This window comes from Streptomyces sp. NPDC054956 (assembly GCF_053609185.1).
Genome location: NZ_JBSGXB010000131.1, coordinates 1 through 19,536 on the forward strand (window position 1 = coordinate 1; position 19,536 = coordinate 19,536).

Sequence of the window (19,536 nt, forward strand, 5' to 3'; positions counted from 1 at the left end):
CTCTTGCCGGTGTAACGTGCGGACATGGTGGCGAATCCCTTGTTCGTGAGTGGTGTCCGGTGAGTGGACGGTGAACGATCGCGGCGGCCGGCCCGTGGGGACCGGCCGCCGTCAGCGGCTACTTGACCCGGTTGTTGAGGAAGGCGACCGCCGCGAAGGCGACTGCCGAGACGGCGAGCGAGATCGTGTCGGAGCCCAGGGAGAGCACGGCGGCGAAGACGACCGTCGGGCCGAGTTCCATCGCGGTGTTCATGACGCCGCCCGCGAGTCCCGCCTGGTGCGGCTCCACCCCGTCGGTGGCGAGCACCGCGGCGCCGGCGAAGGCCGCGGCGGCGCCGGCCGGGAGCAGGATCAGGCCGGGGAGCAGGCCGTAGGCGTACGGGATGCCCGTGGTCAGGCCGGTGAGTGCGAGGAGTGCGAGGCCGGCCGCGGCGGTCACGAGCCCGGCCGTGCTGACGAGCGGCGCCCCGTACCGGGCGACGAGGGGTCCCGCCACCCGGCCCGCTGCGAGCAGGACCACGGCGAAGGGGACGAAGGCGGCGGAGGTGCGCAGCGCCGACCAGCCGAGTTCCTGCTGGAGGTGGAGGGAGAGGAGGACGAACGTCGTGGCCGTGCCGGCGGCGGTCAGGCCGATGGCCGAGAGGGCCAGGGCCCGGCGCCGGTCGCGGAGGAATCCGAGCGGGAGCAGCGGGTCGCGGGCACGGCGCTCCACGAGGGGGAAGGTCAGGAGGAGAGCGGCCGCCGCGAGCAGGGAGACCAGGACGGTGCTCGACCCCCAGGAGTGGGCGTCGGTCAGGACGAGGCCGTAGCTGGCCAGGCTGATTCCGGCGGTGGCCAGCAGTGCGCCCGGCAGGTCCAGCGAGCGGCCCGCACCCGCCGGGGTGGCGGGCAGCAGCCGCGGGGCGAGGGCGAGGGCGGTGACGGCCACCGCGACGGGGACGGCGAAGGAGAGCCGCCAGCCGGCCAGTGCGGAGATCACCCCGGAGAGCAGGTTCCCGGCGGTCGCGCCGAGGACCGAGAGGCCGCCCCAGGTGGCCATCGCCCTCCCGTACGCGGCGGGGTGCGGGAAGACCGCGCGCAGGACGGCCATGGCGGCCGGCGCGGTGAGCGCCGCGCCCACGCCCTGGGCGAACCGGGCGGTGAGCAGCAGGCCGGGGCCCTGGGCGAGCGGTGCGGCGAGGGAGGCCACGGCGAACACCAGCAGTCCGGCGCTCAGTACGCGGCGGCCGCCGAAGCGGTCGGCGAGGCGGCCGCCGAAGAGCAGGAGGCCGGCGAAGGTCAGTCCGTAGGCGGCGCTGAGCAGGATCAGGTCGTCGCGGGCCAGGGAGAACTCGCGGCCGATGGTGGGCAGCGGTACGACGAGCGAGGTGAGCGCGAAGATCAGCGACATCTGGACGGTGCCGAGCAGTGCGAAGGCGGGGCCGGTGGCGATGGTACGGCCCGCCGCTCGGGTTCCGGTCGTCGCGGGTGCGGTCGCGGCCGTGGTGTTCTCGGCTTGGGTGACGCTCATTTTCTCCCCCTGAACTAGATCGTACATTCCAGAATGAAGTGATAAAGAAACCTCCCCGGAGGGAGGTGCCGTTCAGTCGAGCAGCGCGAGGGCCTGTTCGGCGGCGTCCCGGACCCGGGCCGGGTCGTCCGACGCCTTGCCGACGACCCGGAGGCCCTGCATGAGAACCAGCAGCATCCGGGCCAGCGTGCGCGGATCGCGGTCCGCGGGCAGCTCGCCCTGCGCCTGGGCCCGGGCCAGCGCCGAGTGGAGCAGGGTCTCGATGTAGTTCCAGCTCGCCTCGACCCTGCGGGCCGACACCGGGTCGCACGCCCCCAGCTCGGCGGCCGTATTGGTCACGAAGCAGCCGGTCAGCCGCTGGCCGTCCGAGCTCGCCTCGATGGCGAAGCGGCGTACGACCGCCCGTACGGCCGGCAGTGCCGGACCCGGCCGGGACAGCTCGCCCAACAGGACCGGGTCGCGGTTCTCGTTGTAGCGGTCCAGCGCCTTCAGGTAGAGCTCGTGCTTGTTGCCGAAGGTGGCGTAGATGCTGGCGCGTCCGATGCCGAGTCGCTCGACGAGGTCCGCCATCGACGTCGCCTCGTACCCGCGCTGCCAGAACAGCTCCATGGCTGCCTGCAGCGCGGCTTCCGGATCGAATTCCTTGGTCCTGGCCACGTGGAAGACTGTACGGGATATTGGAACGGTCAGTCAAGTAAAGCGCTCGAAGACCCTCCTGAGCCGCGCGACGGGGGGCTCAGCCGACCGGGAGGTCCGGTGCCGGGCGGGCCGTGAGCCCGACGACGTCCACGCAGCGCAGGAGCTTGGCCTGGGCCCGGGGCGAATCGGTGACGGGAACGACGATCTCGCACACCGCGAGGCCGCCGCCTTCGGAGGCCCTGAAGGAAAGCGCCCTGACGGAGAGGTTGTTGAGCATCGCGGAGATGCGGGTGAGGGCGTGGCCGCCGTCCTGGACGGTGACGGTCAGGGCGTGGCAGGCCGTGTCGCCGCCGCGTGCGGTACGCAGGGCGGGGACGGCAGCGGCTGCGGCTGCGGCTGCGGCTGCGGGGACGGCAGGGGTGGTGGAGACGGCGGGGAGAACATCGCTGCGGGTCATGAGTGGTGGGCTCCTGTCCTGGGGCGGGGGCTTTGCCGGCCGGGGTGAGAAGGTCGCAGGGCGGGACCGCGCCCGGTCCCGGAAAGCAAGAAGACCCCTCGCGGATGCGAGAGGTCTGCGTGCGGGCGGTGAGCTGCCGGGGTCATCGCGGTCAGCTCGGGGCCGGCACGCCGTTGCCAATAATCAGCCGGCACGACACGCGGCAGAGTCTGGCACGCGCCCGCCACCGCGCGACGGCCCATCTCACCATGCGGATGGCCCGTCCACGCCCCCGCCGGCGGGGGCCGTTCGGCCCCACGCCGGTGGTGGTCACAGCGGGTCCCCCAGGGGCCCGTGCGCCTCCTCCAGATTCTTCGCCCAGTGCGCGGCGAAGTCCGGCTGCGCGCCGTCGGCGTCGGTGAACCCGTACTCCCGGTACAGGCCCCAAGTGGCCAGCGCCCGACCGGTCTTGGCCATGATCTGCGGGTCGGCGGCCAGTGCGGCGACCGCCCGCCCCACGTAGGCGGGGGATTCGGACTGGGCGAAGTCCGGGTCCTTGGCCGCGGCGTCGCGCCAGTTGGCCTCCGTGACTCCGAAGTGCTCCAACACGGCCTCCGAGCGCAGGAAGCCGGGCGTGACGGCCACGGCCGCGACGCCGTGGGGCCGCAGCTCGGCCGCCTGGGCGACGGCGAGGCGGATCACCGAGGACTTCGCCAGGTCGTAGAAGAAGGAGCCGCGGTAGCGGGCGGTGTTGCCGTCGGTGACCTCCACGACCAGCCCGCTCCTGCGGGCGACCATCAGCGGCAGCGCGTACCTGCTGGTGATCACGTGGGTCTCGACCGCCTGCCGCACCAGCCGCAGACCGGTCTCCAAGTCCTGCTCCCACAGCGGGTGTTCCCAGTCGGTCAGCGGGTCTCCGCCCCATACCGAGTTGACCAGGACGTCGAGCCGGCCCTCCTGCTCGGCGGCGATCCGCCCGACCAGCGCGCGGACCTCGTCGGGACGGCTGTGGTCGGTGCGGGCGGGGATGCCGACTCCGCCCGCGGCGGTCACCCGCGCGGCCGTCTCCTCGATGGTTTCCGGTCGGTCGAGGTCCGAGCGGCCGGCGTCGGTGCTGCGGCCCGTGACGTACACCGTGGCGCCGGCGGCGCCGAGTTCCACCGCGATCCCCCGGCCGCCGCCCCGGGTGCCGCCGGCCACCAGGGCCACCTTCCCGGCCAGCGGTCGTGCGTCGGTCGTCATGATTCCTCCTGGTCGTGGCCGTGCCGGTACGGGAGCTGCGGGCGATCCGCGAGAGCCGGGCGATCCGCGAGATCCGGGCGGTCCGGCAGATGTGAGGCCAATGCGGTGTCGAGCTCCTCCCGGAGCCGCTGCGCGAGGGTGCCCTCGCGTTCGAGCGCCCAGGTCAGGCCCGCTCCGGCGATGACCGTCTGCACGGTGCGGGCCAGCGTCGCCACATCGGTTCCGATGCGGAGTTCGCCCGCCGCGACGGCCTCCGCCAGCAGTTCCCCGATCGCCCGGCCCTGAGCGCGGTGAACGGCCAGGGCGTGCTCGTGGAGCTCCGGATCCGCGAGGTCCGAGCACAGGAAGGCCAGATGATTGGCGAAGGTCTCCGGTGTGGCCATCACGGCCGCCGATTCCACCGTCAGCTCCACCAGGGCCCCGAGCGCCGATCCGTGCGCCCCGCGCACCCGCCCGGCCAGCTCGCCCGCCTCCTTCGCCGACCGCTCGGCGAGCGCCAGGAGCAGGCCGCGCTTGGACCCGAACCGCTGCACCAGAGTGCCGGGCACCAGCCCCACCTCACGTGCCACGACGGCCAGCGTCAGCCCCGTGGGCCCCACCCGGCCCATGACCCGAGCCGCCGCACTCAGGATCACCGCATCCTCGATCCCCCGGGGACGACCCGCCACGACTGCTCCCTCATTAATAAATGCCTGTTCATTTATTAAAGCGCCCGATCCCCACGACGACAAGTCCGGTTCCACCCCGCGCCCGGCCGGGCGCCGTCGCGCCGCTCTGGCATCGTGGCCGTCATGGACTCCGACCCGCCCGCCGCCGAGCCGTCCCGACACCGCGACCCGGGCATGGCCCTGGACCGCTTCGCCGAGCGCGTCCTCGTGGCCTGCCCGCGCTGCGGCGGCCGTGCGTTGGTCACGCCCCGGCCCGGTCTTCCCGCGCTCGCGTACTACACCGAGCTGCTGTTCCGGCCCCGTCGGCTGATCTGCTCCCACTGCGGCGCCCTCGCCGAATGGGAGCCCGAGGCAGAAGGGAACGGGCTGCGGGGCGTGACCCTGGGCGGCACCGAGGACCCCTTCTTCCGGCGGCCCCTGTGGCTGCAGACCCGTTGCGCCGGCCACGTCCTCTGGGCCTACAACGAGGAGCACGTCGACGAGCTGGCCGCCTACGTCGGCGCCCGGTTGCGCGAACGCGGGGCCTGGAGCCCGACACGGGCGATGTTCCCGCGACTGCCCGCCTGGATGAAGGTCTCGGGCAACCGCTCCGAGGTCCTGGCCGGCCTGGACACGCTGCGCGCCCTGGCCCCGCGCCTCTCCCCCGCCGACCGCTCCGACGCCGCGCACGAACGCGGCGACCGCCCCCGCCCCTCGCGGGCCACGTACTTCCGCGGCGGGCCGTACTGAGCCATGTATCGAATGCCTGCGGGGACGAAGGCGGGGCGGCCGCCCGTCCGGTCCCGGCGGCAGTTGATGTGCGGGATCAACCGCCTCAAGAGCTCTCGGCGGCATTGAGGAGAATCTGCGCCAGCTCGCGCGGCTGGGAGAACATCGGCCAATGGCCGGTGTCCATCGTGGCCAGTCGCCAGCGCTCACTGTTCAGCAGCTCGGCCACATCTTCGCCGGGCTCGGCGTCATCGGGCCCGGTCCCCGGCATCACGCACAGGACGTATGTCGCCGGAAGTTCACCGAGCGGCCCCGTCAGCACGGCGGGCTCGGTCAGCGTGGCACCCGGGTGGGGCGTCGAGCCACGCACGAGGCGTGCGATCTGCTCATCGGTGAGGCCCTCGCCGTCGTAGTGAGCAGCCGGCGCGAGCGGCCAGAACCCTCCGTTCTCGGCGATCGACGCCTCCACCGCCGCCCCGCCGTCCGGCCGGGCGGAGACGAACGACTCGCCGTCAGTTGGAACACTTGAGTCGACGAACACCACGCGGGCCAGTCGGTCACCGATCCGCTCCGCGGCCTGACCGACCGGGATGCCCGAGTAGCTGTGACCCACCAGGACCACGTCACGCAGACCCCGGCGTTCCACCTCGGCAACGATGTCCTGGACGTGGGTCGCCTGCCCCGCCGGTACACCCCGCTTGTCGGCGAGACCGGACAGCGTCAACGGATGGACGCCGTGGCCGGCCGCACGCAGATACGGCACCACCTCGCCCCACGCCCACGCCCCGAGCCGTGCACCTGCAACCAGCACGAAATTCACCATGCCCGCACCGTAGCCGGGCGGCCCGACGATCTCCGAGAAAATACTCTCGGAGATCAGCGCGGCCGCAGCCCGTCGAAGACCACCTCGAAGACGCGCTCCCGCGGCGCCGGGTCCGCGCCGAGCTGCTCCATCGCCCTGCCGGTGCCGGCCAGGAGGGCGATGAACTCCGGCAGGCCGAGCTCCGGTCGGACCGCCCCGGCCTCTTGCGCCCCGGCCAGCAGACCGGCCAGCCGGGTCTGGATCTCCGTGGTGGCCTCGCGCAGGGACGCGTGTACGTCCACTCCCGCCTCGGCGAGGGCCCGGACGAACTCGTTCTTCCCCTCCGACTCCTCCACCACCAGGCGGAAGCAGGCGAAGAAGGCTTCGGCGGGCCCCGCCTCCGCGGCCAGCCGCGCCGTCCGGGCCGCCATCTCCTCCAGCCTGCGCACCATCACCGCCTCCAGGAGGGCCTCCTTGGTCGGGAAGTGCCTGAAGAGCGTTCCGACTCCGACCCCGGCGGTCCGGGCGATCTCCTCGGTCGGCACGCCGACGCCGCGGGTGGTGAACACCTCCGTGGCCACGTCCAGCAGCCTGGCCCGGTTGCGGGCCGCGTCCGCCCGCAACGGGCGCTCCGAAGCGTCACCCATCCCTGTTACCGCCCTTTCGCCGCCGCCCGCGACCCTCTGGACAACCGGACTACCCAGTCCGTATCGTGAAAACGGAGTTTCCAGTCCGATTCTATCCATGGAGCCCACCGGAGGTCCGGCATGCCCGAAACACCATCCGAAGCACTGTCACCGCGCGAGGTCTTCCAGGAGCTCATCGATCGCATCGGCGCCGGACGGTTCACGGAACTGGCCGAGCTCTACGCCGAGGACGCCGTGGTGGAGACGGTCTTCGAGCCCGTCGGTCCGCGCCGGATCCAGGGCCGGGCCGCGCTCGGGGAGCGGTTCGCCCTGGTCGCCGCGAGTTCGCCCGTGGAGCTGACCCCGGCGAACGTGGTCGTCCGGGAGACCGATGACGCGGAGGTGGTCGTCGCCGAGTTCGACTACCACGTGCACCACCGGTCGACCGGGCGGAAGTTCGAGGCCTCCAACATCCAGGTGCTGCGGGTCCGCGACGGCCTGATCGTCAGCAGCCGGGACTACCACGACCACCTCGCCCTGATCGTGGCCGGCGGCAACCTGCCCCAGCTGGTGGCGGCACTGGAAGGCGGCGACGCGTAGGAGCCGAGGGCCCGATGCCGGGACCTCGACCGTTCACGTCCTCCCGGCCGGCTCCGGCCGAGGTCTTTCCTCCGGCGGAGATCGGCGGGATGCTGACCGTCGGGGGGTCGCATGAGCTGGATGGGTCCGAGCACGGCCGACGAGGTCACGGTTCCCGACGTGGTCGGGCTGGCCGTCACCGAGGCGCGGAAGGTCGCGTGGGATGCGGGCGTGGTCATCTCCGCCGCCGATCCGGACGGGCCTCCGCTGGGGGCACTGACGTGGCCGGGAGTGTGGGTGGTCACCGCCCAGCACCCCGCACCCGGATCCCGGATGCGCCGCCGGGGCTCCCTGGCGATCGAGTTCGAGGAAGTGCCCGGCGGCGAGCCCGGGCCACCACGCCCGCCGTCCCCCTGAAGGCGGTCCCGCCCGGCGACGCGGCGGGCGCGACCGGGTACCGTACGCCCCTCGACAACAGAGAGGTGCGGCCATCGTGACCCGAATCCCGGACGTGGGCGACGTCGTGGGCGATTTCTCGCTCCCCGGCGGACAGCTCACCGAAGACGGCTTCGTACGGGCCGAGTACGCGCTCGGCGAGCAGCGCGGGAACCCGGTCGTTCTCGCCTTCTACCCCGGCGACAACACCCCCGTGTGCACCGCGCAGTTGTGCTCGTACTCCGACGGCCTGGAGGCGCTCGCCGCCTGCGGTGCCCAGGTGTGGGGCATCAGCCCGCAGGGCGTGGACAGCCACGAGGCCTTCGCCCGGGCCCGTGGCCTGCGGATGCCGCTGCTCGCCGACACCGACCGCGAGGTGGCCCGCGCGCTGGGCATCGCCGCGCCGGTGATCGGTCTGCGGCGGGCGGTCTTCGTCATCGCGCCGGACGGCACCCTGCACTGGAAGCACGTGAGCACGCTCGGGATGCGGTTCCCGTCCGCCGAGGTCATCGCGGAGCAGCTGGTCGGCGTCACGGCCGCGGGCTGAGTTCAGGCGGCGGTGCCCGCGGCGGCTCCGGTACCCTCGGCCCCGGCCCGGGCCTCGGGCGAGGGCATGAGGCGGCCCACGGAGTTGACCAGTCGGCGGCGGCTCAGGAGGCGGCCGCCGACTGCCATCATCCGGTTGAGGGCGCCGGAGATGACGCTGGGGCCCGGGTTCCTGCGGTCGAGCGCCTTGAGCGTCGTGAGGACCACGTCCTCGCAGGTCTGGAACCTGGTGCCGGCGTTGACGTCCTGGTTGCCCAACGTGTCGAAGAACTCCGTCCTCGTCGCCCCGGGCGAGAGGGCGAGCACGCGCAGTCCGGTGCCGCGGGACTCGTACCAGAGGGCTTCGGTGAAGCTCAGTACGAAGGCCTTGGTGGCGCCGTAGACGGCCATGTGGGGAATGGGCTGGTAGGCGCCCATGCTGGCGACGTTGACGAGGATGCCCTTGCCGTGGGCGCGCAGCGGCCCGATGAAGGCGCGGCTGATGTCGACCACCGCGCCCACGTTGACGGCGAGTTCCTGGCGCAGCCGCTCGGGGTCCTCGAGGTGGAGGGGCCCGAAGGTGCCGAATCCGGCGTTGTTGACCACTCCGGTGACCGTGATGCCGAGCCGCGCGACCTCGGCGGCGAGCAGTTCGCCCACGCGGTCCGCGCCGAGGTCCATCGGCACGGGCGTGACCTGGACCCCGTACTCGGCCGAGAGTTCGGCGGCCAGTCGCCGCAGCCGGTCCTCGCGGCGGGCGACGAGGACGAGGTCGCTGCCGCGGGCGGCGAGCCGGCGCGCGAACTCCTCGCCGAGGCCGGAGCTGGCCCCCGTGATCAGTGTGGTCTGGCCCCGGTAGTCGACCGCGTTCACGGTGCTTCCCCCCTCGTCGTGGTGGCGTACGTCGCGCTGCCGGCCACCGTACGCGCACCGCGGGCGCGGACGGCAGGCCGGCAGCCGGCGGATCAGCCGGTCGACGGGTCTACGGGGCGTCGGCTACGACGGCCACCGCGACCGTGGAGGTTCAGCGGACGTCGAAACTGACCGAGGTGGCCTTGTCGTTCATGCCGTCGCCGACATAGGCGTTGTAGCCGTAGTACGTCTGGTGGGCGCCGCGGAAGTCCTTGTGCTCCCACAGGGTGATCGGGCAGGTGATGCCCTGGGCCGAGCTCACGGTGTCGTTCCAGCCCCACTTGCCGAGGTCGTTGAACTCGGGGTAGCGCCAGTTGCATCCGACGCTCCCCCGGAACGTGAACTCGCTGCCGCCGGAGTTGGCGTCGCTCCAGATCCGCCCGAGGTCCTTGTAATCGGCCTGTGCGCCCAGTTCGGCGGCCTGGGCCTTGGTCGTGAAGCAGCCGCCCTCGCCGGTGTCGACGATGTACGCGCAGAACTTGGGGGTCTTGGGCGCCGGTACGGGCGCCGGCTCGGCGGCCGAGGCCGGGCCGGCGGCGGCCGTCGCCAGGGCGAGGGCGGTGGCGCCGAGGGCGAGGGCGGGTCGAATCATGCGCATGAAGTCTCCTCGAAAGGGATGACAGACGGTTCAGTTCGCGAATCGCGCTGAACCACGACATGACTCAACAAGTCCGGGTGGACGGCCGTCGAGGGTGCGGATGTGACGGTGGCAAATTCGATGCACGTGCCACGGGTCTGCGCCCCGGGCGCCGGCTGGCCTGATCACGGCACCGGCCGGCACCGCCGCCACGACGGGACCGGCGGGCCTCCACGGGTCCCGCCGGGGCAGCCGCCGTCACGGCCGCGGCCGGGGCCGACAAAACTGGCCGAAGAGGTGCGCACCGGGACAGCCGGTCACGGGAGCGGCGATTGTCGCGTTCTCCGCGCTCGGGCGGAGGCAGCGGGGCGGCCCGGTGGTCCCGGGATCCGCGTCGGCATCAGCATCGGCATCGGCATCGGCGGGGCTCAGCGCCCGCGGGCTCCCTGGGCGGCGCCGTGGGCGAGGGCGTCGCCGACGAGGCGGATGGCCCGGGCCAGCCGGGCGAGCTGGCGCAGCTCCCCGGCGTACATCCTGATCGAGGTCTCGATGACCGCCTCGGCCACCCCGAGGGCGGGGAGTTCGGCACGGCTGGTCTCCAGGGCCACGCGTACGGCGCGCATCTCGTGCTGCACCTGGAGCTGGGCATGGCGCGCGAGGAGTACGGGGCTGCGGGTCAAGGTCGCGTAGCCGGCGTAGCGGGCCGGAACCAGGTCGCGCAGCCATCGTGTGGCCGTGCGCTCCCAGTCGTGGTTCCCGGGGCGCTTGACCTGCGTGGGCCAGTCCGGGCTGTGCGTGGTGAGTGTCGTCTGTGACATTCCTGCCGCTTCCACAAGGTGTCGAACTGTGATCGAGAACTTGCCGGGGGCGGCCTCGGCCCAGGGGTTGGCCGAGGCCGCAGGGGCACTGCGGGCTCCGGAGGCCGGACGAACGCCTGGTGCGACGTGAGGAGGAGTGCGTCGCACCGGGTGTCTGTTGTGGGAGGGCTTGGGGTCGCCCTCCTGGCGTCTTCACGGATGACCGCGCCGGGCATCAGTAAACATATATACCGTTGAGTAAGCAAGTGTATGAAAATATTCATGCCCGCGCTGGGTATGAATATGGCCCCTCGATCGAAGCGCGAAGACCTCTTAGAGGAAGAATCCGTGCTGGTCGGCGGCCTGCTCGTAGCTTTCGAGCCGCGCCTGCGTCCGCTCGGGATCCGCGTCGGACATCGCCTGGAGCAGCGCGGCCGAGAGCACGCCCGGTGCCGCGTAGGAGTCGAAGACCAGCCGCGAACCGGTGCCGGCCGTGAGTGCCACGTCCGCCTCGTCCACCAGCGGGCCCAGCGTGCCGTCCGTGATCAGCGCGATCCGCAGCCCCGCGCTGCGCGCGACCCGCAGCGCCGCCAGGGTCTCCTTGGCGTGCCGGGGCATGGCGAAGGCCAGTACCCAGCTGCCGCCCGCCGCCCTGGCCTGCAGCAGCGCGTCGTAGGCCACGCTGCCGCCGCCCGTCACCAGGCGTACGTCGGGGTGGATGCGGCGGGCCGCGTACGCGAAGTACTCCGCCAGGGAGACCGAGATCCGCAGCCCGAGCACGGTCAGCGGCACCGAGCGGGCCAGCTCGCGGCCGATGTCGAGCACCTGGTTGGTGTCGGCGAGCAGCCTGCGCACGTTGCGCAGGTTCTCGATCTCGGCGTCGACGGCGGCCTGCAGTTCGTTGCGACGGGTCTGTTCCGGGCTGTCCGGGGCGCCGGCCACCGCACTGAGCGCGATCGGCTGGAGCACGTCGCGCAGGGCCGGATAGCCGCTGAACCCGAGGGCGGCCGCGAACCGGGTCACGGACGGCTGGCTCACCCCGGCCCGTTCGGCGAGTTCGGTGATCGAGAGGAACGCCGCCTCGGTGAGGTGGTCGACGAGGTACTGGGCGATGCGCCGCTGGCCCGGGGAGAGCGGATGCCCGTCGAACAGTGCCCGGACCCGGTCGGCCGGGGCGCGCTCGTATGCGGCGGCCTCCCCGCTCGGCGTGATCGCGGCCGCCTGTGCACGCGCCTGCTGCTGCCCCGATGACACCGTCGGTCCTCCCTGTCGTGCCGCTCCGTCACCCCAACATAACCCACGGCATCCGGCTGACCAGCGCGCTTGTGCTCCGGGTCACGAACCGTCAGCAACCCGGTACCGGCGCGGCCGTCGTGAGCCGGCACCGGCGCGGCCGTCGAGGAGCAGCGGCACGAGTGCGCGCGGGGGTTGGCGCAGCGGAACACGCGCCGCCCAGCCCGACCGGCCCCGCGCCCGGGGCGGCTGCCCGATCCGGGCCGGGGCATCTGCCGAACGGCGATGCGCGATCACTCTTGCGGGTGGCGGTCGGGCACTGCCGGCGGGCGGCGGCGGGCGCGGACACGAGGATCGGGCCGTGACCATCACCCTCGTCGTCGCCGTCCTCGCGCTGGCCGCCGGAATCGCCGCGAACAAGTTCCTGCGCCCCCGGCTGATGAAGGGCGCCGACGCCGAGGGCATGGGCGTGCGCGACCTCGTCGGGCCGTTGCTGACCCTGACGATCCTGATCCTGGCCTTCATGCTCGTCACCGCCTCCAGTTCCAACGGGCGGGCCGACGACGCCGCGCGGGCGGAGGCGCACTCGCTGGACCACCTCGCGGAGGTGGCCGACTTCGCGCCCCCGGAGCTGCGCCGGCGGCTGCGCGGCGACGCCCTCTGCTACGCACGCGCCGTCGAGTACGAGGAATGGCCGGCCATGGCCACCGGTAAGGGCTCTTCGGTGCCCAGCGTGTGGAGCAGGGACTTCCGCAAGGCGTTCAAGGAACTGGGCACGGGCGATCCCACGTTCGGGCTGCTGGTCGCCGCGGACAACCAGCGGTCCCTGGCCCGGCAGGCCAGGATGGCCGAATCCACCCCGACCATCCCGTCCTTGATCTACTGGTTCATGCTGGTCAACCTCGGGGTGACGGTGGTCGGCCTCGGCCTGTGCCTGCCCCGCACGGACAACAAGGGACCGCTCGCCGCCCTGGTGGTCGTCACCGCCCTGCTGACCGCGACCCTGCTCATCATCCGGGACGTGGACCGCCCCTTCGGCGGGGTGATCGTCGTGAAGCCCACCCTGATGGCCGAGACCAAGGAGGAGACGGCCCGGGACTTCGTGGCCGACTACAAGGCGGAGCAGATCCCCTGCGACGAGCGGGGCCGGGCCGAGCCGCCGCGCGGCGGCTCGTAGGCCCGTCCGCACCGTCAGCCCGGGTACGGTTCTGTGCCCAGGCCCTCCGGAAGCCGGCCCGTGTGCAGCACCCCCAGGGTCTGGGTGGCGCGCGTCAGGGCCACGTAGAGGTCGCTGGGCTCGTGGTCCGCCGGTTCCACGACGAGCACCGTGTCGAACTCCAGCCCCTTGGCCTGGCGCGGTTCCAGCAGGACGACCGGGCGCGTGAGGTCGGGCTCCTCCCCCGCCCGTACGCCGGGCAGCGCGGCCGCCAGCTCCTCGTGCAGCGGGCGCGGGGCGATCACCGCGAGGCGTCCCTCCGCGGGGGCGCAGTCCCGTACCGCTTCGGCGAGCGCGGCGGCCAGGTCGTCGGTACGCCGCACCCAGGGCCGCCGTCCCGTGGAGCGGATCGAGCTCGGCGGCTCGAAGCCGGGGTGACGGGCCCGGAGCACGGCGGCCGCGACGTCCATGATCTCGGCCGGGGTGCGGTAGTTGACGCCGAGGCGGACCAGCTCCCAGCGGCTCTCGACGTACGGGGCGAGGATCTGCTGCCACGATCCGCAGCCGGCCTCGTCGCCGGTCTGGGCCGGGTCGCCCACCAGGGTCATGGAACGGGTCGGGCAGCGCCGCATCAGGAGCCGCCACGCCATGGCCGAGAGCTCCTGCGCCTCGTCCACGATGACGTGCCCGAAGGCCCAGGTCCGGTCGGCGGCGGCCCGTTCGGCCGCGCTGCGGTGGTCGTCCTCCTCCTGGCGTTCGGCCATGCGCTCCGCGTCGATGATGTCGTGGGCCGCGAGGAACTCGTTCTCCATGTCCTCGAACTCGAAGCTCTCCGAGCCCGCCGACAGGTCCAGGACGCCCTGCGCGTACGCGACGCGCTCCAGGCGCTCGCGCTCCTCGGCGGCGCGCCGCGCGGTGTCGTCGACCCCGAGCAGCTCGGCGGCCTCGTCGAGCAGCGGTACGTCCGCCGGTGTCCAGTCCGCTTCGCACGTCGTCGTACGCCGGATCAGCCCGGCTTCCCGCTCGGGGAGGTGCGTGGGATCGGCGAGGTAGTCGGCGATCAGCCGCCGGGGCGTGAGCGAAGGCCACAGCGTGTCGATGGCGGCGTGCACCTCGGCGCTGGTCGCGATCTCCTTGCCCAGTTGCGCGATGTCGTCCGGTCCCAGCAGGTTGGGACCGCCGTAGGGGTCCGCGCCGAGCCGGTCGGCGAGCTGCTCGGTGAGCGCGTCGATGATCCGGAAGGCGAAGTACGGGCGCGCCAGGTTGTGCGGCAGTCCGGTGGCGCGGGCCCGGTCCCGGGCCTCGTGGGCCATGGTCCGGTCGAGGAGCAGCGTGCCGTAGTCGTCGTGGTCGATCTCCAGGACCGGTTCGGGGACCACGTCGGCGTCCTCGCCGCTGCCGGCGGGCACGGTCTCGGGCAGCGTCTGCCGGTCGGCCACGACGCGCGCGAGGACCGCGGCCATCTCCGCGCGCCCCTTGACCGCCGCCGCGCCGGGCAGGTCGCGGCCGGTCGCGCGGACGCCCGGGAACAGCTCGCCCGGGGTGGCGAGCAGCACTCCGGTCTCGCCGAGGGCCGGGAGGACCTCGCCGATGTAGCCGAGGAAGGCCGGGTTCGGCCCGACGATCAGCACGCCGCGCTTGGCGAGCAGTTCGCGGTGCGCGTAGAGGAGGTACGCGGCCCTGTGCAGGGCGACGGCGGTCTTGCCGGTGCCCGGTCCGCCCTCCACCACCAGGACCCCGCGGTGGGTGGAGCGGATGACGCGGTCCTGCTCGGCCTGGATGGTCTGCACGATGTCGTGCATCCGGCCGGTGCGCGCGGCGTCGAGCGCCGAGAGCAGTACGGCGTCCGCGTCGGCCCCCTCGTGGCCCGTGCGCTCGGTGTCGGCGAGGTCGAGGATCTCGTCGTGCAGGGCCGTGACGCGGCGGCCCCGAGTGGTGAGGTGACGGCGCCGGCGCAGCCCCATGGGGGAATAGCCGGTCGCGAGGTAGAACGGGCGCGCCACATCGGCCCGCCAGTCGAGTACGAGGGGGGTGCGGTCCCGGTCGTCCTGCCTGATTCCGATACGGCCGATGTGGTGGTCGGAGCCGTCGGAGAAATCGAGCCTGCCGAAGCACAGGCCGTTCTCGCCCGAGTTCAGAGCGGAAAGCAGACCGGACTGCTCGGCGACCATGACATCCCGCTCCAGTCGCGCCTGGAACCCGCTGCCGGCCGCGCCGAGGGCGCCGCGTACGGCCCGTTCGGCCTCGTCACGCAGGTCGTCGAGGCGATCGTAGAGAGCGGTGATGAATTGCTGCTCATTCCGGAATTCTTCGGTTGACAATTCCACTCCTGACGCGATATGGTGTCCCCATAAGCTTCTTCACGCCATCGCTCAGCGAAGATGTGAAACGTCAAATATACACAGAAGAACACCCCGGCCTCAATTGGTCCGGGGTGTTTTTTGCGTTCCGGGATTTATTCGCTCGGGCCCTACCGGAGCATGCGGACCTTCTGGTCGCGCAGGTCGTAGCGCGCGGCCGCCACGGCCAGCCGGCCGGTGGCTATCCTCCGCGCGATGTCGGGCTCCGCCGCCAGCCGGGCCCGGGTGCGGCGGGCGTGGGCGTCGATGGTCGCGGCGATCCGCGCCGGGCCCTGCTGGCCGTGGTCGATGGAGGGCCGGATCTGCTCGGCCAAGTACTGGATGTGCGCGGGCAGTTCGGTGCCCGTCTCGTCGGCGTGGACCGCGGCGCCGACGGCCCCGCACGACTCGTGTCCGAGGACCAGCACCAGGGGGATGTCCAGCTCCAGGACCCCGTACGCGATGCTGCCGAGCACCGCCTCGTCCAGCACCTCCCCCGCCGAGCGCACGGTCAGCAGGTCGCCGAGCCCCTGGTCGAAGACGAGCTCCGGCGGCACCCGGGAGTCGACGCAGCCCAGCACGATGGCGAAGGGGTGCTGCTCCCGGGCCACTTGGAGGCGTACGGAACGCGATTCGCGCGGGTGCTGCTGGCAGTACGTCGCCCAGCGCCGGTTGCCGGCCGTCAGGCGGCGCAGGGCCTCGTCCGGGGTGGCGGGACGGGCGCCACCCGCGATGCCGGCTTCCGCCGTTTCGGCGGGAGCGGCGGAGGCCGGGAAGACGGAGGCGAGACCGAGGACCGATCCGGCGGCCGCGCCGCCCGCGAGGGCCGTGCGCAGGAGGGTCCGGCGGGTTGTCGAAGTGGCGTACGGCGTCCGTGTGTTCGAAGACATTCGGGGACGTTATCCCTCCACTTCACCATCCGGGTCTCTACCAGCGGGTATTGGCGGATTTCCACCCGGAGCCCGGCTCGATAGGGATGGATCGGACGGCAGGGCCGTGCCGGACAATCTGGGCCCGCTGCGGCTAACCGGCGGCGAGGGTCGCCGGTTTGACGGCGTCGGGGCCGTAGCGGGCTCGGGCGCGGTCGGCGGCGGCCTCGACGGCCAGCGCCTGCTCGTCGGCCGCGTCGAAGGTGAGCTGCCGCCTGACCTCGGAGGCGGGGCACAGCGCCTCGGCCCGGAGGTCGAAGGAGCGTACGCGGGCGCGCTGGAGGCCGAGGAGCCCGTACAGCTCGTAGACGGCGCCGGTCAACGGGCGGGTGTGATGGGTGGGTTCGGCCAGGGCCCGGGTCCGGGTGGAGGTGGTGCGGTCGGCGTAGCGGACGGTCAGGGTGAGCCCGGCGGCCGCCCTGGCCTCTTCGCGCAGACGGGCGCCGAGCCGGTGGGCGAGGCCGAGCAGGGCGCGGTGGTGCTGGTCCGCGTCGAGGCAGTCGGCGTCGAAGGTGTGGCCCGCGCTGATGGACTTGGGCAGCGGGTGGGCCTCGACCGGGCGCAGGTCCAGGCCGTGGGCGCGGGTGTGCAGGGCGCGGCCGGTGGCCGAGCCGAAGATCCTGGTCAGGGCGGGCAGGGGCGCGTCGGCGAGGTCCCCGATGGTGTGCAGTCCGTACGCGGCCAGCGAGGCGGCGGTGGCCGGGCCGACTCCGTGGAGGGCGGCGACGGGACGGGGCCGCAGCCAGCCGGTGACCTCCGCCTCGGTGAGGACGGTGGCGGCGCCCAGCGGCGTGGAGGCGGCCGTCATCGTCGCGAGCATGCGGTTGGGCGCGACGGCGCAGGTCGTCGGCACGCCGTGGAGGGCGACGGTACGCATGCGCAGGAGGCCGGCCAGGGATTCGGCGTCGCACTGCCAGTAGCGCAGGGCGCCGGTGATGTCGAGGTCGGCGGAGTCGGGCGGGATCGGCTGGACGCGGGGGGTGATGCCGGCGGCGAGGTCGAGGAGCTGCCCGTAGAGGCCGGTGTCGGCGGCCTGGGGGATGTGGAACCGGGCGTGGAGGATCTGTTTCGTGGCCATCACCCCGCCGATCCGGGGCTGGTGTAGCCGAGGGATTTGAGGTCGGCGGCGCGGGTGCCGGCGGGCTGCAGGTCCGCGTACGGGTGGAGGCGTGCTCCGCTGGTGCCGTTCGCGAGGGTGCGCGCGCCCTCGGCGGGGGTACGCGCACCGTCGGGGGTACGCGCGCCGCCGTCGGCGGAGGCGCGGTCGCGGTCCTGATCGGGGCCCTGGGCCGGGGTGGGGGCGGGAGCGGCGCGGCCGAGGAGGGCGAGGGCGGCTTCGGGACCGTGGTCGCGGCGGGCGGCCGCGATCTCCTCCAGGTTCCAGACCATCTGGCCGACGACGGTGCGGCGCGGGCCGCGGGCCTCGACGGTGCCGCGGACCAGGAGCAGTCCGGAGTGGAAGACCGTGTGGGCGCAGGCGTCGTGGCTGTCCTCGAAGAAGGCGATGTCGACGAGCCCGCGGCCGTCCTCCAGGGTCACGAAGATGATCCTCTTGCCCGAGGGGATCGGGGGCGTCTGGGTGGAGGCGCGGACGCCCGCGACGAGGACCGGACGGCCCGGGCTCATCTCCGCGAGGTGCGCGGAGTCGGTGGCGCCGATCTCGCGGAGCAGGCGGTGGTGATGCTCCATCAGGTGCTGGGAGACGTCGATGGACAGGACGTCGATCTCGGCGGTGAGTGCCTCGCGGCTGGTCATCTCCGGCAGGCCGGACGGTTCGGCGGTGACGAGTTCGCCGCCGAGGGCCAGTTGCCCGTCGGCCGCGCGGGCCCGGGTGTGGCGGTGGAGCTCGGACACCTGCAGCAGGAGGTCGCGGCGGGTGAGCGGCCCGCGCAGGGCGTCGAGGGCTCCGATCCGGATCAGGCGCTCGGCGACCGGCAGCGCGGGGCGGGCCCGCTCCCAGAAGTCCTGCAGACCGCCGTAGGCCCGGTGGGCCGCGATCCGCGCGCTCTGCTCCTCGGTGATCCCCTTCACCGAGGACAGCGAGAGCCGCACCCCCCACGCACCCTCCGGGGTCCGCTCGACGCGGTGCCCGGCGTCGGAGCGGTTGACGTCCACGGGCAGCACCGGCACGCCGTGGCGCCGTGCGTCGGAGACGATCACCCGGGGCGGCCACATCCCGGGATCGTGCTCCAGCAGTCCGGCGTAGAGGGCCGCGGGATGGTGGGCCTTGAGCCAGGCCGACTGGAGCGCGGGCACGGCGAAGGCCACGGCGTGCGCGCGGCAGAACCCGTAGGCGCCGAACGCCGCGACGATCTCCCAGACCTCGTCGAGGACCTCCGGGCGGTAGCCGCGGGCACCCGCCTGCCGCCGGAACCACGCCTCCACCCGGGGCAGTCGGCCCGGTCCGGCGAGGGCGCGGCGCGCGATCTCGCCCAGCGCCCGGTCGCAGCCGGTCATCACCGCGAAGATGTCGATGATCTGCTCGTGCCAGATGGTCACGCCGTAGGTGTCGGCGAGTACGGGCTCCAGGTCGGGGTGCGGGTAGCGGGGCGCGGCGCCGTGCCGGGCCGCGATGTAGAGGGCGGGCATGCCGCCCTTGACGGGGCCCGGCCGGAACAGGCTGATGTCGGCGATGACGTCCTGGACTCCGCGCGGCTGGAGCCGCCCGACGAGGTCCTGCTGGCCGGGGCTCTCCAGCTGGAACATCCCCACGGTCCGGGCCTGCCTGATGAGTTCGAACGCGTCGGGGTCGTCCAGCCGGACGTGGTCGGGGTTGTCGAGGTCGAGCTGGCGGCCGGTGGTGCGGCGGATCTCGGCGACGGCGTGCGCCATCGCGGACTGCATCCGCACGCCCAGGACGTCCAGTTTGACGAGGCCGAGGTCCTCGACGTCGTACTTGTCAGCCTGGACCATCGGGTAGCGGCCGCCCGGGGTCGGCTGCACGGGCAGCCGGTCCAGCAGGGCGGAGTTGGAGAGGATCACTCCGCACGGGTGCATGGCGTAGCCGCGCGGCAGGGCGTCCAGACCCTCGGCGAGTTCCCACAGCGGCCCGAACGAGTCCGCCTCCGCGGCGAGTTGTTTGAGTTCCGGCAGGGTGGTGAGCGCGTCGCGGATGTCGCAGGCCCGGATGTGCGGGAAGGACTTCGCGATCCGGTCCACGATCTGCGGGGCCAGGCCGAGGGCGAGGCCGGTGTCGCGCAGGGCGTGGCGGGCCCGGTAGGTCTCCGGCATGCCGGCGACCGCCACCCGCTCGGTGCCGAACCGCTCGATGATCTTGTCGTAGACCTCCAGCCGGCGGGCCGATTCCACGTCGAGGTCGATGTCGGGGAGCGAGGCCCTGCGGACGCTGAGGAAGCGCTCGAACAGCAGGTGGTGTTCGAGGGGGTCGGCCGTGGCGATGAAGAGCGCGTGGTTGACCATGCT

General features: G+C 72.9%; 20 protein-coding genes. 5 read left to right on the forward strand and 15 right to left on the reverse strand.

The window, feature by feature from the left end:
- Positions 1-118: 118 nt before the first annotated feature.
- The 5 genes from ACWGDE_RS20965 to ACWGDE_RS20985 all read right to left on the reverse strand — a co-directional run bounded on the left by ACWGDE_RS20965 (position 119) and on the right by ACWGDE_RS20985 (position 4,495).
- Positions 119-1,510 (reverse strand): MFS transporter, encoded by a 1,392-nt coding sequence (locus tag ACWGDE_RS20965; RefSeq protein WP_453390505.1) that lies wholly within the window; start codon positions 1,508-1,510, stop codon positions 119-121.
- Between the two features lie 72 nt (positions 1,511-1,582).
- Positions 1,583-2,167, reverse strand: a complete 585-nt coding sequence (locus ACWGDE_RS20970) for a TetR/AcrR family transcriptional regulator (RefSeq protein WP_453390506.1) — start codon at positions 2,165-2,167, stop codon at positions 1,583-1,585.
- Positions 2,168-2,246: 79 nt separating this feature from the next.
- Positions 2,247-2,606 carry a hypothetical protein gene (locus tag ACWGDE_RS20975; protein ID WP_453390507.1) on the reverse strand — a complete coding sequence of 120 codons (360 nt, stop codon included), beginning with the start codon at positions 2,604-2,606 and terminating at the stop codon, positions 2,247-2,249.
- Positions 2,607-2,915: 309 nt separating this feature from the next.
- Positions 2,916-3,827 carry an SDR family oxidoreductase gene (locus ACWGDE_RS20980; RefSeq protein ID WP_453390508.1) on the reverse strand — a complete coding sequence of 304 codons (912 nt, stop codon included), beginning with the start codon at positions 3,825-3,827 and terminating at the stop codon, positions 2,916-2,918.
- The gene (locus tag ACWGDE_RS20985) at positions 3,824-4,495 is read right to left on the reverse strand and encodes a TetR/AcrR family transcriptional regulator (protein WP_453390509.1); all 672 of its coding nucleotides are present in this window, start codon (positions 4,493-4,495) and stop codon (positions 3,824-3,826) included. The genes ACWGDE_RS20980 and ACWGDE_RS20985 overlap by 4 nt, the downstream gene beginning before the upstream one ends.
- A gap of 123 nt (positions 4,496-4,618) precedes the next feature.
- Between ACWGDE_RS20985 and ACWGDE_RS20990 the strand changes: the two genes are divergently transcribed.
- Positions 4,619-5,224 (forward strand): hypothetical protein, encoded by a 606-nt coding sequence (locus ACWGDE_RS20990; RefSeq protein ID WP_453390510.1) that lies wholly within the window; start codon positions 4,619-4,621, stop codon positions 5,222-5,224.
- Between the two features lie 85 nt (positions 5,225-5,309).
- Here ACWGDE_RS20990 and ACWGDE_RS20995 read toward each other — a convergent pair whose 3' ends face one another.
- Together ACWGDE_RS20995 and ACWGDE_RS21000 are read right to left on the reverse strand one after the other, a co-directional pair.
- Entirely contained in the window at positions 5,310-6,026 is a 717-nt protein-coding gene (locus tag ACWGDE_RS20995; RefSeq protein WP_453390511.1) for an alpha/beta fold hydrolase, read from the reverse strand.
- A gap of 53 nt (positions 6,027-6,079) precedes the next feature.
- The gene (locus ACWGDE_RS21000; RefSeq protein WP_453390512.1) at positions 6,080-6,652 is read right to left on the reverse strand and encodes a TetR/AcrR family transcriptional regulator; all 573 of its coding nucleotides are present in this window, start codon (positions 6,650-6,652) and stop codon (positions 6,080-6,082) included.
- 120 nt (positions 6,653-6,772) lie between these two features.
- On the opposite strand from ACWGDE_RS21000, the gene ACWGDE_RS21005 reads away from it, so the two are divergent.
- From ACWGDE_RS21005 to ACWGDE_RS21015, 3 genes are all read left to right on the forward strand, one after another.
- On the forward strand, positions 6,773-7,231 hold the full coding sequence (locus ACWGDE_RS21005) for a nuclear transport factor 2 family protein (RefSeq protein ID WP_453390513.1): 459 nt from the start codon (positions 6,773-6,775) through the stop codon (positions 7,229-7,231).
- 120 nt (positions 7,232-7,351) lie between these two features.
- The gene (locus tag ACWGDE_RS21010) at positions 7,352-7,627 is read left to right on the forward strand and encodes a PASTA domain-containing protein (RefSeq protein ID WP_453390514.1); all 276 of its coding nucleotides are present in this window, start codon (positions 7,352-7,354) and stop codon (positions 7,625-7,627) included.
- Between the two features lie 76 nt (positions 7,628-7,703).
- Complete coding sequence (locus ACWGDE_RS21015; protein ID WP_453390515.1) at positions 7,704-8,192, forward strand: peroxiredoxin family protein; 489 nt, start codon at positions 7,704-7,706, stop codon at positions 8,190-8,192.
- 2 nt (positions 8,193-8,194) lie between these two features.
- Here the strand turns inward: ACWGDE_RS21015 and ACWGDE_RS21020 are convergent, their stop codons facing one another.
- The 4 genes from ACWGDE_RS21020 to ACWGDE_RS21035 form a co-directional block, all read right to left on the reverse strand.
- Positions 8,195-9,043 carry an SDR family NAD(P)-dependent oxidoreductase gene (locus ACWGDE_RS21020; protein ID WP_453390516.1) on the reverse strand — a complete coding sequence of 283 codons (849 nt, stop codon included), beginning with the start codon at positions 9,041-9,043 and terminating at the stop codon, positions 8,195-8,197.
- Between the two features lie 151 nt (positions 9,044-9,194).
- Positions 9,195-9,680: a hypothetical protein gene (locus ACWGDE_RS21025; protein WP_453390517.1), complete on the reverse strand. Its 486-nt coding sequence runs from the start codon at positions 9,678-9,680 to the stop codon at positions 9,195-9,197.
- Positions 9,681-10,087: 407 nt separating this feature from the next.
- On the reverse strand, positions 10,088-10,477 hold the full coding sequence (locus tag ACWGDE_RS21030; RefSeq protein WP_453390518.1) for a hypothetical protein: 390 nt from the start codon (positions 10,475-10,477) through the stop codon (positions 10,088-10,090).
- Between the two features lie 312 nt (positions 10,478-10,789).
- A complete protein-coding gene (locus ACWGDE_RS21035; protein WP_453390519.1) occupies positions 10,790-11,710 on the reverse strand; it encodes a MurR/RpiR family transcriptional regulator in 921 nt (306 codons plus the stop codon).
- A gap of 340 nt (positions 11,711-12,050) precedes the next feature.
- On the opposite strand from ACWGDE_RS21035, the gene ACWGDE_RS21040 reads away from it, so the two are divergent.
- Positions 12,051-12,866 carry a bestrophin-like domain gene (locus tag ACWGDE_RS21040; RefSeq protein WP_453390520.1) on the forward strand — a complete coding sequence of 272 codons (816 nt, stop codon included), beginning with the start codon at positions 12,051-12,053 and terminating at the stop codon, positions 12,864-12,866.
- Between the two features lie 14 nt (positions 12,867-12,880).
- On the opposite strand, the gene ACWGDE_RS21045 is transcribed toward ACWGDE_RS21040, so the two are convergent.
- From ACWGDE_RS21045 to ACWGDE_RS21060, 4 genes are all read right to left on the reverse strand, one after another.
- Complete coding sequence (locus tag ACWGDE_RS21045; protein WP_453390521.1) at positions 12,881-15,166, reverse strand: HelD family protein; 2,286 nt, start codon at positions 15,164-15,166, stop codon at positions 12,881-12,883.
- 149 nt (positions 15,167-15,315) lie between these two features.
- Complete coding sequence (locus ACWGDE_RS21050; protein WP_453390522.1) at positions 15,316-16,074, reverse strand: carbonic anhydrase; 759 nt, start codon at positions 16,072-16,074, stop codon at positions 15,316-15,318.
- 133 nt (positions 16,075-16,207) lie between these two features.
- On the reverse strand, positions 16,208-17,191 hold the full coding sequence (locus ACWGDE_RS21055) for a DNA polymerase Y family protein (RefSeq protein WP_453390523.1): 984 nt from the start codon (positions 17,189-17,191) through the stop codon (positions 16,208-16,210).
- Positions 17,191-19,536 (reverse strand): helix-hairpin-helix domain-containing protein (locus ACWGDE_RS21060; protein WP_453390524.1); only part of this gene is annotated, 2,346 nt, incomplete at its 5' end. The genes ACWGDE_RS21055 and ACWGDE_RS21060, both read right to left, overlap by 1 nt.